The organism is Streptomyces sp. CCM_MD2014 (assembly GCF_000772045.1).
In the GTDB taxonomy this organism is placed as follows: domain Bacteria; phylum Actinomycetota; class Actinomycetes; order Streptomycetales; family Streptomycetaceae; genus Streptomyces; species Streptomyces salinarius.
This window is the reverse complement of sequence record NZ_CP009754.1, coordinates 1,753,691-1,770,078: the sequence shown is the minus strand read 5'-3', so window position 1 is coordinate 1,770,078 and position 16,388 is coordinate 1,753,691. Positions and strand designations below refer to the sequence as shown.

Here is a 16,388-nt window from a genome sequence, read left to right as displayed (position 1 = left end):
TTCGGCCGAAGCCATCCGGAAATGAACGAGTCATGCCGCTGTACCGGCATCGATGGGACGGTTGTGCAGCGCCATCCCGGACGGGGTCTGACTCGTGAGATTTTTGACCGAAGTGTCCAGTCACAGGCATGTCGGCCATCGTTGCGGGATGCTGCCTGCCACCGAGCCAGAGGGCGTGTCCCTATAGGGGCCTTGCCGATCAGGCGCCATCACGGTTCAGACCGCCCGAGCAGGCCGGTGCCATCCACCCTGCATCTCACATAGCGGGAGGCGAACCATCATGACGACCCGACTACGCAGCACTTTCTCGAGCACGGATCCTCCCGTTCGGCGCGAGGTCGTCCTGGGCGTGGACACGCACGGCGAAGTCCATGTCGCGGCCGTGATCTCTCCGCTGGGAAAGATCCTGGGCACCGAGTCCTTCCCGGCGACGGCGGCCGGCTACCGTCAGCTGCTCGTTTGGGCCCGCAAGCGGGGCACGGTGCACCGGGCCGGCGTGGAGGGCACCGGCACCTTCGGTGCGGGTCTGTCCCGCTACCTGCTGGCCCAGCACGTCCAGGTGTTTGAAGTGAATCGGCCCGACCGCACGGCCCGCCGTCTGCTGGGGAAGTCGGACCCGCTCGATGCGCAGGCTGCCGCACGCGCCGTGCTCAGTGGTCGCGCCCGGGCCCGGGCGAAATCCGGCGACGGTCCGGTGCACAGCGCCCGGATCTACAAACTTGCCAAGGACTCCGCGGTCAAGGCCCGCACCCAGGCGATAAACCAGCTCAAGGCCGTCCTGGTCATCGCCGACCCCGCCCTCCGGGAACGGCTGTCCAGCCTGGGCAACGCCGAGCTGTTCCGCACCTGCGCGGCCCTCGGGGCTACCGCCGGAGGGGGAGACGAGGACGCGGTAGCCCAGGCCACCCACATGACGCTGCGCATGCTCGCCGAACGCATCGAACAGCTCACCGAACAGATCAATGAGCTCAACCAACGCCTGACCCGGCTCGTCGAACGTCACGCCCCACAGCTGCTCGTGCCGGTAGGCATCGGTCCGGACAGTGCCGCCACTCTCCTGATCACCATGGGGAACAATCCCGAGCGGCTGAACACGGAGGCGTCCTTTGCTGCCCTTTGCGGAGTCAGCCCCATCGAGTACTCCTCCGGGCGTCGGAGAACGCGTCGGCTCAACTACGGCGGCGACCGGCAGGCCAACGCCGCCCTGCACCGTATTGTCTTCACCCGCCTGCGCCACGACCCGCGCACCCAGGCGTATTACGAACGCCGCACCCAGGAGGGCAAGACCCGACGTGAGATCATCCGATGCCTCAAGCGATATACAGCCCGAGAGGTCTTCAACCTGGTCAGACCGGTTTCCCACACCCCTGCGTTATAGGGGCGTCCGTGAGACGTGAGAGGGTCTGGGGCGTGAGTGAGACACCACCGAACACCCTGCAATACCGCTTTGACGGGCCAGAAGACGCCCCGGTCCTGATCCTGGGTCCCTCACTGGGTACCACATGGCACAGGTTGTAGAGACCGTCTATGGGCGTCCACGCCAGTCCGTGGTGTGTGCGTTGTAGCAGGTCAGCGCTTTGCGGTCCGGTGGCGTCGGCGTAGTTGGTGACAGACGCGTGACAGCGCCGGTGATAGACCGAGGCCCCGCCGGGGAGCATCTTTGGCGGGCCTCTGCCCGGAGCCGTGAGACGAAGCCTCACTGGAGCGCTCCGGTGGAGCATCGCCGTGAAGCTGACTATGCGTGCACGCGTGACGCGTTCGGCTCGTCATGCAGTTTGTTTTCCAACGCTACCCTCGGGGACGCTGCATTTGCGATCGCAGCCATGACGGACGCCGTTCCGAGCGGCTGAACACCGAGGCGTCCTTTGCCGCCCTGTGTGGAGTTGGCCCCATCGAGTAGTCCTTCGGCTGAAGTAGTACGCGCCGGCTCAACCGCGGCGGCGACCGCGGACCAACGCCGCCCTGCACCGCATCGTCTTCACCGGGCACGCCCCGACCCGCGCACCCAGGCGTACTGCGAACGCGCGCCCAAGAGGGCAAGAAGCGGGCATCCTCGGGGGATGCGTTCTTCGACGTCTTCAAGTCGCCCTTCGTCCGTGCCGGGAGCCTGCACGACGCATTCACAGGCGAGAACGGCGGCGCCGGCGCCTTCGCCGACAAGCACCTCCCCGTCCGCCCCGCCTACCGCCTCTACCGCGCCGAATCCATGCTGCGCCAGCAGGGCTGCGACGCCCTCGCCGACCTGTACGCCGAAGCTGCCGAAGAACTGACCCAGCAGATCGCCCTCGTCGGAATCGGCGGCCTGACGGGATGGCGCAGAGCCGCGGCCGAGCCGGGCGGGGGACGTTACTACGGGGAACCGAGTTCGACGCACTTCGGACTCCCCGTCGTTCGGGTCGTCGGGGGCCAGTTCGCTGGGGTCGGTGAGCAGGGTGGGGGCGTTGTGGGCGTAGGCGTAGGCGTAGGGCGATATGTACGGCGTGGTCTGGGCGCGGGTGGCCGGGGCGGGCCGGGTGAAGCGGCCGGTGGTGGTGTCGTACTGACGGGCGTAGAGGTCGAGATTGCCGGTGGTGGTTTCGTAGCGGGCGCCGGTGCAGGAGGGAGGGCTGGCGGGGGCACCGCCGGTGACGGTGCCCAGGACCCGGGTGCCGAACGGGTTGTAGGCCCAGCGCTGGTAGAGGGTGCCGGTGCTGTTGGTGACGTCGACCGGTGAGCCCTGGATGTCGTGGTGGTAGTAGAAGAGAGTGCCTGTGCCGGTCTTGGCGGAGGTGGGCTGGCCGAGGGGGTCGTAGCGGAAGGACTGCTTGATGGCCCAGGCGCTGTCGTATTCGGTGGCCAGCCGCAGATCGTACGGGTCGGTCTCCGCGTACCGGTCGTCCGCCTCAGTCAGGTCGAAGCGTTCCTCCCACACTGAGGTCTCCAGCCAGTTCACCGGCCCGCTAGCCCGGAACTGCGGATGCCTCCCAACGAGGCTCGCCCACACGAACGCGTGCACTTGGGGCTACTCGTCGCCGTTCCGGCGGATGAACCCCGAGTCGCAAATGAGGAAGCGCCTCATGTCGTCGCGGTCCTCGCGGACCTCGTCCGGGAGCGTGACCACCGGGTCACCTTGTGGTCGTCGCAGTCGACATCGACCATCACCGGCATCATGTACCGGACCCACCGCTTCGCCACCGCGGTCCTGTCCTTCACATCGCGTGGTCGGCGGCACGCTACCGGGACTGTGCCCACCCAGGGGAGCAAAGGCCAGAGCATCACACTCGTACGAGGCTGTGGCCTCTCCGGGGCACTCAGGCTGCCCGTCAGGGCTTCAAGATCAACTCATTGCCCCTTTGACGCGTATCTGGGTCCCACCCGAAGTGGACTCAACGTCCGCTGAGAGCCACCGGTCGGGTCTCAGTACTGCCCCCGTACTGACGTAAGCGAGCCGTCGGCCGGATGTCAGTCAGCTGACGGAGGCTGTCGGCACGGCGGGCGAGCCATTCTCGTGGAGACATCGAATCCGCCCGGCACCCGGGTGAGACCACGAGGAGCAGACCATGAACACCATTGCGCAGCACTGGATCAACGGACAGTGGACCGGCTCCGGCTCGGTTCTGGAATCGATCAACCCGGCCGACGGCACCGTCGTCGGCTCGTTCTACGACGGTGGTGAGGCGGAGGCGTCGGCCGCCGTGGACGCCGCCGCCGCCGCGTTCGAGACCACCGAGTGGGCGCGCACTCCCTCGTTTCGGGCGACCGCGCTCAGCCGGCTGGCCGACGCCCTCGAGGCCCGGATACCCGAGGTTGCGGCCATGTTGTCCCGGGAGAACGGCAAGCTGCTGGGCGAGACCAAGTGGGAGGTCAGCGGTGCGGTCGGGTGGCTGCGGTACGCGGCGGCGTCCGCGCGCACCCAGACCGCCGGGCGCGCCGCCGAGACGGCACCCGGCCAGTACACCCACTCGGTGCCCGAGCCGCTCGGTGTCGCCGGGATCATCTCCCCCTGGAACTCCCCCGTCATGCTGACCGTGCGGGCCCTGGGCCCGGCGCTGGCCGCCGGCTGCACCGCCGTGGTCAAGCTTCCGGCCCAGACGGCGCTGACCAACGAGCTCTTCGCGCAGGTCCTGGCATCGGTCCCGGAGATCCCGGCGGGCGTGGTCAGCGTGTTCACCGAAGCCGGCAACACCGGGGCCCCGTTCCTGGTCTCCTCGGACAAGGTCGCCGTCATCAACTACACCGGCAGTACGCCGGTCGGACGCAGTATCGCGGCCGCGGCCTCCACCACGCTCAAGCGGCTCGGTCTGGAACTGGGCGGCAAGGCGCCGATGGTGATCCTTCCCGACGCCGATTTGGACATGGTGATCCCGACCGTCGTGCAGTCGCTGGTGCTGATGAACGGACAGTTCTGCTGCACCGGCTCCCGTGTCCTGGTCCACCGGGACATCGCCGACCAGGTGCGTACCCGGCTCACCGACGCCCTCGCGCAGGTGCGGCTGGGCTCGGGCGACGACGAGAAGGCCCAGCTCGGCCCGGTGATCGACCGGGCGTCCGCCCAGCGGGTGGACGCGATCGTCGAGGAAGCCGCCTCGTACGGCACGGTGCTGCTGCGCGGCGGTGTGGTCACCGATGGCCCGCTGGCCGCCGGGGCGTTCTACCGGCCGAGCCTGATCGAGGTGGACCGCACCGACGTCCGGATCGTGCAGGAAGAGGTCTTCGGTCCGGTCCAGACGTTCGAGGTCTTCGACGACGAGGACGACGCCGTGACCAAGGCGAACGCCACCATCTACGGTCTGGCCGCCTCGGTGTTCAGCTCGGACTCGATGAAGGCCCGCCGGATCGCCCGGCGCATCCGCACCGGCACCGTGTGGATCAACACCTGGGGAGCCATCAGCGAGGACTTCGAGGAGGGCGGCGTCAAGGGAAGCGGCTACGGCTACCTGTGCGGCCCGCGAGCGATCGAGGAGTTCCAGGCCCTCAAGGTGTACGTGGAGCAGGACCACACGCAGTCCGCTCACTGATCGGATCATCACCTGGCCCGGCGCCCGCCTGGGCGCCGGGCGGCCCCTCACACAGCGCCCCCATCACCTCGGTCGCGCGGGAACCGATGGAAGCAAAACGCCCGCAGGATCGCGACTTGGAGTGTTCCATGAACCAACGAACTGTTTCTCACGCCCACGATGCCGACGATGCGGGACGCCCCGCCGTCGCGGCCGCCGTTCCGGCCGCCGTCCGGCGTTGGAAGCTGTGGCTCCTCACCGTGTGCGGTATTTACCCCACCATCGTCCTGATGGGCCTGGCCACGAACCCCGTTCTGGAGGATCTGTACCTGCCGGTGCGACTCGCCGTACTCGTCCCGGCGGCGGCAGCGGCGATGGTCTGGCAGATCAATCCCCGACTGCAGCGGCATTTCGGGGCGTGGCTCACCAGATGACCAGCAGCCCGGCTCAGCCGCCGGCGTGCCCCGAGGCGCCCGCACGCCACGGACCACTGCGCAGGCTCACGGCGCGAGGCCGCGACGAGACCCACCGCGGCGTGTCCTCACTGGAACTCTTCTTCGACCTGTGTTTCATCGTGGCCATGGCCCAGGCGGGCGCCCAGCTGGTGCACGCCATGGTCGAGGGACACGTGGGTGAGGGGATCCTCACCTACCTGATGATCTTCTTCGCCATCTGGTGGGCATGGATGAACTTCACGTGGTTCGCCTCGGCCTACGACAACGACGACGTGCTGTACCGGATCGTCACGCTGATCCAGATGGCCGGCGTGCTCGTCCTGACGGCGGGCGTCTCCCAGGCGTTCGAGGAACACGCCTACCTGGTCGTCGTCCTGGGCTACGTGATCATGCGGTTCGCCATGACGGTGCAGTGGCTGCGCGTGGCGCGGTCGAGCCAGGGCCCCGAGCGGACGACGGCGCTGCGGTACGCCGTCGGCCTGTGCCAGATCGGCTGGCTGGGGCTGCTGGCCCTGCCGGAGGCCGGCCGGCCGTGGGTCTTCCTGGTGATGGCGCTGCTGGAGATGGCCGCACCGCTGTACGCGGAGCGGGCCCGCCCCACGCCCTGGCACCCCCGCCACATCGCCGAACGGTACGGGCTGCTGACGCTCATCGTGCTCGGCGAAACCATCGCGGCGGCCACCGTCGCCGTGAAGTCGGGGATCGACGAGCACGAGGCCCTGGGTGAGTTGCTGCCCATCGCCGCCGGCGGACTGCTGATCATCTTCGCCGCCTGGTGGGTGTACTTCGCGGTCCCCATCCACGGGCACCTCCGCTCCAACCGGCAGTCCTTCCTCTGGGGCTACGGCCATTACCTGATCCTCGTCTCCGGTGCCGCGATCGGGGCCGGCCTGGAGGTGGCGGTGGAGCAGGCGGTGGGCAAGGCGTACCTTTCACCGCTGTCGGCGGCGGTGACGCTGCCGACAGCGCTTTTCCTGCTCACGGTGTGGGCGCTGCACTCGCGCTTCTACAAGGTGGGGATCGCCCAACAGTCGGTACTGCCGGTCACGGCGCTGCTGGTGGTCGTCTGCACGTTCCTGGGCCACTGGGCGGTGCTCGCGGCGGGGCTGGTGGCGGCGCTGGCAGTGGCGGCCGGGGTGACGCTGACGGCGCTCGGGGCGAGCCCGGGGCTCGGGACGGGCGGGGAAGGCGCCGCGGTGGCAGTTCCGTGAACGCCCCTCGCCGCCCCGGGAACCCGGCCGGCACGGCGTACGACGGCGCCCGTGCGGAGCGCCCGGTGCACCCGTCCCCGACGCCTCCCCCGACTCCTCACCAGGGCACGGGATCCGTCCCAGGAGAAGAACCCGCCGGTGGGGCCGTCGTCCGGCAGCAGGGCCAGGCGGAGGGCACCCCGGGCGGCCTCGGCCGGGTCGCCGCCGGCAGCGGCGGCCCCGGGAGTGAGATCAGTGGCCCGCAGGCCGGGAGCGAGCGCGTTCACCTTGAAGCCGTCGTCGGCCAGCGTCTGGGCGTACAGGACGGTGAGGGCGTTGAGGGCGGCCTTGGACGACCGGTAGGCCGCGGCGCCGCCGTTCCCGGGGCGAACTGAGGGTTGGGGTTCGTACTCCAGGTCAGCGACGCCGTGCCGCTGGAGACGTTGACGATACGCGGGCGCGGCGACCGGCGCAGGGCGGGCAGGAAGGCATTGGTCACCGCCACCACCCCGAACACATTGGTCTCGTACGTGCGCCGGAACTCCTCGACGCCGGTGCCGGCCGGCGGGTCGAGTGACAAGGAGACGCCGGCATTGTTGACCAGCACGTCCAAGCGGTCCACCTGAGCCGCGGCCTGGGCTATGCCTTCGGGATCACTCACGTCGAGGACCAGCATGCGGGCCCGGCGCCGATCTCCTCGACGGCCCGCCGCCCGCGCCCGGGGTCGCGCGAGCCCACGTACACGGTGAGGCCCTCGGCGGCGAGCAGCCGGGCAATATGCTTGCCGATGCCCTTGTTGGCACCGGTGACCAGAGCTGTGCGTTCGTTCATGGCAACCACGCTTCCCTGGTCGCGGGCGCCAGGCCAGGGACAGTCCGTACCAGGCAGGGGGAGGACAGGAGGCGGTATGGCACGGCAGGAGCTGGCCCGCTACCTGCGACCGCCGGGCGGCCCTGCGTCCGCACGAGATCGGCCTGACGGAGACGGGCACCGCCCGCCGCACACCGGGCCTGCGCCGCGAAGAGGTGGCGGAGCTCGTCCATATGTCGGTCGACTACTACACGCGGCTGGAGCAAGCGCGGGGACCGCGGCCGTCGGGCCCGGATCCTGGACGCGCTGGCCCGCGCGCTGCGGCTCACGCCGGCCGAACGCAGCCACCTGTTCCGGCTGGCGGGTTCGAGCGCGCCGCCCGGCACCAGCGCCGTGCGGCGGGTGCGCCCGCACGTGGCCCGGATGCTGGACCGGCTGCCGGAGACCGGTGCCGTCGTCACCGACGCGGCGTACCACGTCGTCGCCTGGAACCCCCTGGCCCAGGCACTGCTCGGCGCCGACCTCGGAGACGGGACGACGAACCTGGCCCGCGCCGCTTCCTGGACCAGGGACGGATGTACGAGAGCTCCGGCGCCGAGGAATTCGGGCACATCGCGGTGGCGCGGCTGCGCCGGGCCGCCGACCGCTACCCGCACGACCCGCGGCTGGCCGCCCTGCTGGCCGAACTGCACGACGGCAGTGAGGAGTTCCGGCAGATCTGGCAGACACATTCGGTCCACGCCCCCGGGCACCGCACCAAGACCCTGGACCATCCGGAGGTCCGGCAGGCTGCGGGTGAACTGCGACGTCCTGCTCGTGCCCGAGGACGACCAGGAGGTCGTCCTGATGACGGCCGACCCCGGATCACCCGTCGTGCGGGCCCTGCGCAGGCTGGCCGGGCAGGCAACCTGAGGCGAAGTGCGACAATCGCTGGTCAAGCGCGTGGCTGGTGGTTCGATCGCCTCGCGAGGTACGGCGAGGGACGCGGCGGATGTGGGCGAAGTCACATACAGGCACGGGTGTCGGTCTGACCGGGCTGGTCGGCCGGGAGGGCGAGCTCGCCGAGCTCGCGGCGTTCCTGGACACGGCCGGGACGGACGGAGCGGTCCTGCTGCTCACTGGTGATCCGGGCGTGGGGAAGACGGCGCTCCTCGACGCGACCGCCGAAGTGGCGGTGGCGAAGGGGGTACGGGTCGTCCGCGGGAGCGGTGTCGAGTACGAGACGGACATCAGCTTCGCGGGACTCCATCAGCTCGTCGGCTCGCTGCCGGACGAGCTCGGTCGTCTGCCGCGTCCCCTGCGGGAGGCCCTCGAGGTCGCCCTCGGTCTCGGCGCCGGTCCCGCGCCGAGCCGGATCGCCGTCCTGAACGCGGCACTGTCCCTGTTCGACGAGGCCGCGAAGGACCAGCCGCTGCTCCTCGTGGTCGACGACCTGCACGTCGTCGACCAGGCGAGCCAGGCCGCGGTGGGTTTCGTCGCCAGAAGACTGGGGGGCCGCCGCATCGGGCTGCTCGGAGCCCAGCGGGCGGAGTCCGTCGCGCCCTTCCCGTCCACCGGACTGCCGGAGCTCGACGTCGCACCGCTGGACGACGCGGACGCCCTGCGGCTGCTGTCCCGGCGCTTCGCCCACCTTCCCCGCCGGGTCCTGTCGACCGTGGCCCACGAGGCACAGGGAAATCCCCTGGCGCTGCTCGAGTTCGCCGGTTCCACCGGGACGTCCGGCGACCAGCACGGCCCAGGGGCGGGGCAGGCGAGCGGCCCGGGGCGGGACGTGCGCGCCCTGTACGGCGCCCGCGTCGGACGACTGCCGCGGAAAACGCGCGAGGTACTGCTACTTGCGGCTCTCGAGGGCTCCGGCGACATCGGCGTCCTCGAGGCGGCCGGCGGGCCGGGCAGCCTCGAGGAACTCGCTCCCGCGGAGCGTGACCACCTGGTCATGGTCACGGAGAACGGCCGCGCGCTGCGCTTCAGGCATCCGCTGGTCAGGTCCGCGGTGGTCGACGGTTCCACCGGCGAACAGCGGCGCGGCGCCCACCGCCGGCTGGCCGACGCGCTGGCCGACCAGCCCGAGCACCGCGGTGATCACCTCGCGAGAGCGACGACAGCGCCCGACGAGGCGGTCGCCGCCGTCGTGGAGTCGGCGGCTCGCAGCAGCCTGCGGCGCGGTGACGCCGACGGCGCGATCGCGAGGCTGCGGCGCGCGGCCGAGCTGAGTACCGACCGCGCGGACCGCAGGCGCCGCCTGTCGCAGGCCGCCTACGCCGCCGCCTGGGTCGCGGGCCATCTCGAGGTCAGCCACGAGATCATGCGTGAGGTCAAGGGCGATCCGGCGGCCCGGTCGCTCTCGGCCGCCGCGACGGCCGGCTTCCTCGTGCTCGTCACGGAAGGCGACGCCGACACCGCCCACGCGCTGCTGACGGAAGCGGTCGGGCAGGCGCCGGTGACGCCCGGTCCGCCGTCCGGCGAGCTGGAGACCGCGCTGTTCACCCTCACCCTCGCCAGCCAGTACTCGGGCCGGCCCGAGCACTGGCAGCCTCTGGTCGATGTGCTCGACCGGTTCCCCGAGGCGGCGCCCGCCGCCGCGGCGTCGCTGGGGCGCGTCCACCACGACCTCGGCTCCGTCACCGACGGCATGCTGCGCCGCCTGGACGAGGAGATCTCGCGGCTGAAGGACCAGAGTGACGCCGACGTGGTCATCCGCACCGCCCTGACCGCCTCGTACCTCGACCGGCTCCCGGGCTGTCGCGAGGCCGTGTCCCGGGTCATACGCGACGGCGGCGCGGTGGGCTCGAGCATGCCGGCCCTGATGTTCGTCGCCCTGGACGACGTGCACGCCGGCCGGTGGCAGGCGTCGGCTGACGCCGCGGACGAACTCATCGCCCTGTCCGAGGAGACGGGGTACCACCTGTTCGCCCAGGTGGGGCACTACGTCGCCGCGATGGCCGCGGCCCAGCACGGCGACCTCGACACATGCCGCCGCCACTGCGAGGCCGTCTGGGAGTGGTCAGGGCCCAGGGGACTGCGGCGGCTGGAGAACTGCGCCCACCATGCGGCGGCCCGGGCGGCCCTGGGCGTCGCCGACTTCGAGACGGCCTTCCGGCACGCCACGGCGATCTGCGCCCCGGGTGTGCTGCCGGCGTTCAACCCCGAGGCCGTGTGGTCCGCGCCGGACCTCGTCGAGGCCGCCGTGCGCACCGGGCGGCACGCGGAGGCGCGACGGCACGCTGACGCCCTGCGCGACGCCGGTGTCGGCCGCCTCTCGTCGCGGCTCGCGCTGAGCTCGGCCACGGTCACGGCGATGACATCGGCTGCCGAGGACATGGCCCGGTGCTTCGAGGAGGCGCTCGGACTGCCAGGCGTCGAGCAGTGGCCCTTCGAGGTGGGCCGTGCTCATCTGGCGTACGGCGAAGCGCTTCGGCGGCGAGGACTCAACCGTGACGCCCGGGTGCAGCTGGCCGCCGCCCGCGGCCGCTTCGAGGAGCTCGGGGCCCGTTCCTGGGAGGCCCGGGCCGCTGCGGAGCTTCGCGCCACCGGCATGACGCGGACCGGCCGGGGCAAGGCCGGTGAGGCCCTCACCCCGCAGGAGCTGGAGGTCGCCAGGCTGGCGGCGACGGGGCTGTCCAACCCGCAGATCGCGTCGCGTCTGTTCCTTTCGCCGCGGACCGTGTCGTCGCATCTCTACCGTGTGTTCCCGAAGCTGGGGATCACGTCGCGGGCCGAGCTCCGCGACGCTCTGGAGGCGCTGCCTCCCGAGCCTTCGGCCACCCGGCTGTGAGAGCGACCGGTCGGGTCCCAGCACTGCCCCGGTACTGACGTAAGCGAGCCGTCGGCCGGATGTCAGTCAGCTGACGGAGGCTGTCGGTACGGTGTCCGAGCCATTCTCGTGGAGACAGCGAATCCGCCCGGTACCCGGGCGAGACCACGAGGAGCAGACCATGCCGTTCGTCACCGCCGGCGACGGAACCGAGATCTTCTACAAGGACTGGGGCTCGGGCCGGCCGGTCATGTTCCACCACGGCTGGCCGTTGAGCTCGGACGACTGGGACGCGCAGATGCTGTTCCTCGTCCAGCGGGGCTACCGTGTCATCGCCCACGACCGCCGAGGGCACGGGCGTTCCGCCCAGGTCGGCCACGGGCACGACATGGACCACTACGCGGCGGACGCCGCCGCCGTGGTGGAGCACCTCGGCCTGCGCGACGTCGTCCACGTCGGTCACTCCACCGGTGGGGGAGAGGTCGCCCGGTACGTCGCCAGGCACGGTGCCGGGCGGGTCGCCAAGGCCGTCCTCGTCGGAGCGGTCCCGCCGCTCATGGTCCAGACGGAATCGAACCCGGGAGGGCTGCCGGTCGAGGTCTTCGACGGCTTCCGCGAGGCCGTGGCCACCAACCGCTCCCAGTTCTACCTCGACCTCGCCTCCGGGCCGTTCTACGGGTTCAACCGCCCGGGCGCGGACATCTCCCAGGGCGTCATCCAGAACTGGTGGCGCCAGGGAATGACCGGCAGCGCGCAGGCGCACCACGAGGGGATCAAGGCGTTCTCGGAGACCGACTTCACCGACGACCTCCGGGCGATCGATGTGCCCACGCTCATCATGCACGGCGACGACGACCAGATCGTCCCGATCGCCAACTCCGCTGAGATGGCGGTCACGTTGGTCAAGAACGCACGACTGAAGGTCTACCCGGGGCTGTCGCACGGCATGTGCACCGTCAATGCCGACACCGTCAACGCCGACCTCCTCGACTTCATCGAGAGCTGACCCGGCCCGGTACCGACACACAGCCCGTCAGCACGGAACACAACACGGAACAGAGAAGGAATCACCATGACCGCAACACCCACCGGCTACGTGACCGTCGTCTGGGACGCGAAGGCGAAGGCGGGCAGGGAGGACGACCTCAAGGCGTTCATCACCGCCGCCGTCACCCCCTCGCGCAACGACCCCGGCAACATCGACTACGAAGCCCACGAAGTCGAGGGCCGACCCGGCGAATTCGTCATCTACGAACGCTGGGAGACCCGCGCCCACCTCGACGCCCACCTCGCCGCGCCCCGGATGCAGGAACTTGTCCCGCAGATGCTCGAACTCATCGACGGATCCATCGAGGACGGCATCCGCCTGCTGCGCCCGTTCCGCCCCGCCCACTAGAGCAGGGCGCCGGCCGACGTCGGGATCGACGCCGACGGAGTACACCGCCGCGGAACCAATCCCCTGGGTGCTCCCGGTGACCGCTTACCGGGAGCACCCGCTCCGACGACACGCACAGGAGGGACACGACGTGACCACCACATTGATCACCGGCGGCAACAGGGGCCTCGGCCACGAGATCACGCGCCGACTCGTACAGGCGGGCCAGAGGGGCTGGATCGGCGCCCGGGACGCCGGAAACGGACGCTAGGCAGTTTCGTTTGGATCATCGGGCGGACCAGAGGAAGATGCCCGCAATGTGGAGTCCGGCGAGGTAGATGGTCGCGGTCTTCTCGTAGCGAGTGGCGATACCACGCCACTGCTTCAGGCGGTTGATGCACCGCTCGACGGTGTTGCGCTGCTTGTAGGTCTCACGGTCGAAGGCCGGTGGCCTGCCGCCGCGGCTGCCCCGACGTAGCCGGTGTCCGCGCTGGTCTGCGGGGACGGGGATCACTGCCCGGATGCCGCGTCGGCGCAGGTGGTCGCGGATCGCGCGGGAGGAGTACGCCTTGTCGGCCAGGGCCAGGGCCAGGGCCAGGGCCAGGGCCAGGGCCAGGGCCAGGGCCAGGTCCGGCCTGGTGCGGGGCCGGCCTCGTGGGCGGGGAACGCGCAGGTGGGCCAGGACCTCGGTGAAGGCGGGTGCGTCACCGGCCTGACCGGTGGTGAGGTGGAACGCCAGCGGCCAGCACCGGCCGTCGGCCGCGAGGTGGATCTTCGTGGTCAGTCCGCCGCGGGACCGGCCGATGGCGTGGTCGTCCGGCTCGCCGGCCGGGGCCCCTTTTTGCGGGCCCCGGCAGCGTGCTGGTGAGCCCGCACGATGGTGGAGTCCACCGACACGGCCCAGCTGACGTCCTCGTCCGTGTCGGCCTGGGCCACCAGGGCAGTGAACACCCGCTCCCACGTGCCGTCCACGGCCCACATCCGCAGGCGGTTGTAGACGCCCCGCCAGTTGCCGTACTTCTCCGGTAGGTGGACCCACTGCGTGCCAGTCCGGAACTTGTAGGCGATCGCGTCGATCACCTCACGATGGTCACGCCAGCGGCCACCCCGCTTCGGCGTCCGGTCCGGGAGCAACGGCTCGATCCGCGCCCACTGCGCATCAGTCAACGGCACAACCGGACCAACGACCAGCTGATCCAAACGAAACTGCCTAGTACTCCAGTCAGAAATCGTTGCCTGAGCTGGTTCTTCTTCGGTAGTGGCAGCGGCGGGCGGTCGCTTGGTGTTGTCTGCGCCAGAGGGACCAGTTCAGGGCGTGGATGACTGCTCCGGTGCGGGGTGTGGGGCGGGGCAGAAGAGTTTCCAGGAGTCTGCGGATCTCTGCCACTGTGAAGCGGATGGTGCTGGTGGGGTCGTTTCTGCGGCCCCCCTTTCGGTGGTCTGGGCCGCGACGACAGACAGAAACGCGTGGGCGAGCATGGCCAGGGTGATGTGGCGATACCAGCCCGGATAGCGGCGGACCTCGTACTGGTCGAGGCCGCATTCGTTCTTGGCGGCTTGGAAGGCTTCCTCGATCGCCCAGCGCGAGCCGGCGATTCGGACCAGGTCAGCAACGCTGGTGCCGTTGGGGGCGTAGGCGAGGTAGTAGGCGATCTCGTCCGGGCGGGCCAGGCTGCGGCGGCCCAGTACCCACCGCTCGTGGGTGGGCCGGTCGCCGTCGAAGGCGCCGATCGCCGGCAGGCGTGCGGCGGCCCAGTCGTAGAGGCGCGGGCCTTTGGCACCGTCGCCGCAGGAGTGGCGTTCCCATGCCTCGCCGGGGGCATCAGCGACGGCCTGGTCGATACGGCCGAAGGGAGCGTGCAGTTGCTGTGACTTCGGCACGGCCAGGACGTAGCCGACCCCGGCTTCTTCCAGGGTGCGGCGCATGCGCCATTCCTGTCCGTAGGCGCAGTCGCCCGTCACCCAGGCGACCGGCAGGCGTGAGGCCAGCGCCCGCAGGATCATCGCGCGGGCCAGCTCGCCCTTGGTCGCAAAACCGCGACTGTCAGGAACCTTCGCCGCCCGGCACCGGTCCGCATCCGAGGTCCAGGACTTCGGCAGATACAGCTCCCGGTCCACCAGCGCTCTGCCCTTGGCCGAGGCATAGGCGGCGAAGACTCCGATCTGGCAGTTCTCTGTCCGGCCGGCCGTACCCGAGTACTGCCTTTGCACCCCAGCGGACGTGGTGCCCTTCTTGGGGAAGCCGGTGTCGTCCACGATCAGGACCCCGTCCGGGGTGCCGAGGCGCTCGGCGACGTACTGCTGCAGGTCGTCCCGGACCGCATCGACGTCCCAGGCCGCACCGTTCAGCAGATGCTGGATGCCTGCTGGCCCGCGGTGACCCGCGTACTCGGCGAGCTGCCAGCCGTTCTTCCGCTCCACCGGAGCCAGCAGACCCCGCACGTAGTCCCGCATCCGCCACCGCAGATCCACCCTCGAGAACCGGCCCGCAACCCGCGCGAACACCGACTCCAACTCCGCAGTCCACAAGCCGGCTTCATCCATCCCCACCATGACCAGCACAACGAAACCGACCAGCTCAGGCAACGATTTCTGACTGGAGTACTAGGTGTCGACCCCTCGACTGCGGCGCGACGCTGGGCCCGGCTCGCCACAGCGGGGCACGCGTGGTTCAGCTGCTACCCCGTCAGCCTGGAGGGGGCGCCGTTGATTGTCGCCTTCGTGGAAGTGGACTGCGCTCCAGGCGGGTGCACGACGTCGCGGTCGAACTCGCCGGCGAACCGCATGTGTTCAGCGTCGAGCACGTCACCGGGGCCCGAGGGCTCGTGTTGACGTGCGTGTTCGGCGGTCTGGCCGAGCTGGCCCGCTACACCGGGATGCGCGTGGGGGCACGGCCCGGGGCCGCGGCGAGCCGGACCCAGATCGCGACCGCTCTGCACATGGACGGCAGCCGGTGGCGGCTGGACCGTACGTCGGCTCGGCCGCGGCTCGCGCGGACAGCGAGCACCGCCGCGCCCGGGGCGGGGAGCTCACCTGTGCGACGTGAGGATCAGGCACTGGTGCGGGCCCTGGCTGACGAACCGCGTCAGTCGGTCGCCGGACTGGCACGGAGCACCGGACTGAGCCCGACGACGGTACGGCACCGCCTGCGCCGCCTGGAACACTGCGAGGTGGCACGCGGCCTGTCCGGCTGGCCGGTGAGCGTGAGTCTGTGGTGCTCGGCTCCGCCGAAGGACACCGCACGGATCGCTGCGTATGTCTCCGGGCTGCGCGAGGTGCGGCTGGTCGCCTCCCTCACCGGCCCGCACAATCTGTTGTTCGCTGCCTGGCTGCGGTCCGTCGACGACATCCACGTCTTCGAGTCGCAGCTCACCGCACCCTTCCCAGGACTCACCGTCGACGATCGCGCGGTCACCTTGTGGCCGGTCAAGCTCGCCGGTCACCTGCTGGACCCCGCCGGGCGGCGCGTGGGCGCCGTTCCACTGGAGGGCTGGGACCCAGGCGCTGTCGCCGCCGACGAGGACGCCTTGCTCCGACGACTGCGCGGTAGGGGCACACCGCTGAGGTAACCGCCTATCCTCGTCGTGGCTTCGCAGCGGCTGTCCGTCCCTTCACAAGAAAGGCTTGCGGGAAACGAGCGGCTGCTGCCGGCTCCGAGTCATCGTTGCCTCCGCGACGGTCTCGGCGAGTCGAGTGATTACGGTCTTGCAGCCGAGTCGTGGAAGGCGATAGCCCATGTGGGGGTGCGTCGTTGTCTCAGGTATGAGCCTTCTGGGAGACGACGGAGATGGTGTGACGTTCGCTCAACTGACGGATGCTTACTGGCTG

11 protein-coding genes and 3 pseudogenes are annotated in these 16,388 nt (G+C 70.2%); 10 read left to right on the top strand and 4 right to left on the bottom strand.

Going from position 1 to position 16,388, the window contains the following annotated elements:
* Positions 1–349 precede the first annotated feature (349 nt).
* Positions 350–1,378: an IS110 family transposase gene (locus NI25_RS07800; protein WP_078884548.1), complete on the top strand. Its 1,029-nt coding sequence runs from the start codon at positions 350–352 to the stop codon at positions 1,376–1,378.
* A 600-nt stretch (positions 1,379–1,978) separates the two neighbouring features.
* Here the strand turns inward: NI25_RS07800 and NI25_RS40080 are convergent.
* A complete protein-coding gene (locus NI25_RS40080; protein WP_233520699.1) occupies positions 1,979–2,995 on the bottom strand; it encodes an RHS repeat domain-containing protein in 1,017 nt (338 codons plus the stop codon).
* 544 nt (positions 2,996–3,539) lie between these two features.
* On the opposite strand from NI25_RS40080, the gene NI25_RS07790 reads away from it, so the two are divergent.
* The 3 genes from NI25_RS07790 to NI25_RS07780 all read left to right on the top strand — a co-directional run bounded on the left by NI25_RS07790 (position 3,540) and on the right by NI25_RS07780 (position 6,642).
* Positions 3,540–4,997, top strand: a complete 1,458-nt coding sequence (locus NI25_RS07790) for an aldehyde dehydrogenase family protein (RefSeq protein ID WP_061441733.1) — start codon at positions 3,540–3,542, stop codon at positions 4,995–4,997.
* A 128-nt stretch (positions 4,998–5,125) separates the two neighbouring features.
* Positions 5,126–5,410 carry a hypothetical protein gene (locus tag NI25_RS07785; RefSeq protein ID WP_061441732.1) on the top strand — a complete coding sequence of 95 codons (285 nt, stop codon included), beginning with the start codon at positions 5,126–5,128 and terminating at the stop codon, positions 5,408–5,410.
* A complete protein-coding gene (locus tag NI25_RS07780; protein WP_078884547.1) occupies positions 5,407–6,642 on the top strand; it encodes a low temperature requirement protein A in 1,236 nt (411 codons plus the stop codon). Before NI25_RS07785 ends, NI25_RS07780 begins: the two co-directional genes overlap by 4 nt.
* Positions 6,643–6,739: 97 nt before the next feature.
* On the opposite strand, the pseudogene NI25_RS07775 reads toward NI25_RS07780, so the two are convergent.
* Positions 6,740–7,452: pseudogene (locus NI25_RS07775) on the bottom strand (SDR family oxidoreductase).
* Between the two features lie 76 nt (positions 7,453–7,528).
* On the opposite strand from NI25_RS07775, the pseudogene NI25_RS07770 reads away from it, so the two are divergent.
* The 5 genes and pseudogenes from NI25_RS07770 to NI25_RS40075 form a co-directional block, all read left to right on the top strand.
* Positions 7,529–8,343 (top strand): annotated as a pseudogene (locus tag NI25_RS07770) (helix-turn-helix transcriptional regulator).
* A 79-nt stretch (positions 8,344–8,422) separates the two neighbouring features.
* Positions 8,423–11,206 (top strand): ATP-binding protein, encoded by a 2,784-nt coding sequence (locus NI25_RS07765; protein WP_061441730.1) that lies wholly within the window; start codon positions 8,423–8,425, stop codon positions 11,204–11,206.
* Positions 11,207–11,366: 160 nt separating this feature from the next.
* On the top strand, positions 11,367–12,191 hold the full coding sequence (locus NI25_RS07760; protein ID WP_061441729.1) for an alpha/beta fold hydrolase: 825 nt from the start codon (positions 11,367–11,369) through the stop codon (positions 12,189–12,191).
* 66 nt (positions 12,192–12,257) lie between these two features.
* Positions 12,258–12,581 (top strand): putative quinol monooxygenase, encoded by a 324-nt coding sequence (locus NI25_RS07755; RefSeq protein ID WP_061441728.1) that lies wholly within the window; start codon positions 12,258–12,260, stop codon positions 12,579–12,581.
* A 130-nt stretch (positions 12,582–12,711) separates the two neighbouring features.
* Positions 12,712–12,828 (top strand): annotated as a pseudogene (locus tag NI25_RS40075) (short-chain dehydrogenase); the annotation flags it as partial.
* 18 nt (positions 12,829–12,846) lie between these two features.
* Here NI25_RS40075 and NI25_RS37335 read toward each other — a convergent pair.
* Together NI25_RS37335 and NI25_RS07740 are read right to left on the bottom strand one after the other, a co-directional pair.
* Positions 12,847–13,751 (bottom strand): IS5 family transposase gene (locus tag NI25_RS37335; protein ID WP_420710806.1). Its coding sequence is split into 2 segments (ribosomal slippage): positions 12,847–13,374 and positions 13,377–13,751, totalling 903 coding nucleotides; the frame shifts between segments, so codons are not numbered across the junction.
* A 117-nt stretch (positions 13,752–13,868) separates the two neighbouring features.
* Positions 13,869–15,104: an IS701 family transposase gene (locus tag NI25_RS07740; RefSeq protein WP_107071657.1), complete on the bottom strand. Its 1,236-nt coding sequence runs from the start codon at positions 15,102–15,104 to the stop codon at positions 13,869–13,871.
* Positions 15,105–15,307: 203 nt separating this feature from the next.
* Here NI25_RS07740 and NI25_RS07735 point away from each other — a divergent pair, with 203 nt between their 5' ends.
* Positions 15,308–16,129, top strand: a complete 822-nt coding sequence (locus tag NI25_RS07735) for an Lrp/AsnC family transcriptional regulator (RefSeq protein ID WP_061441727.1) — start codon at positions 15,308–15,310, stop codon at positions 16,127–16,129.
* Positions 16,130–16,388 lie beyond the last annotated feature (259 nt).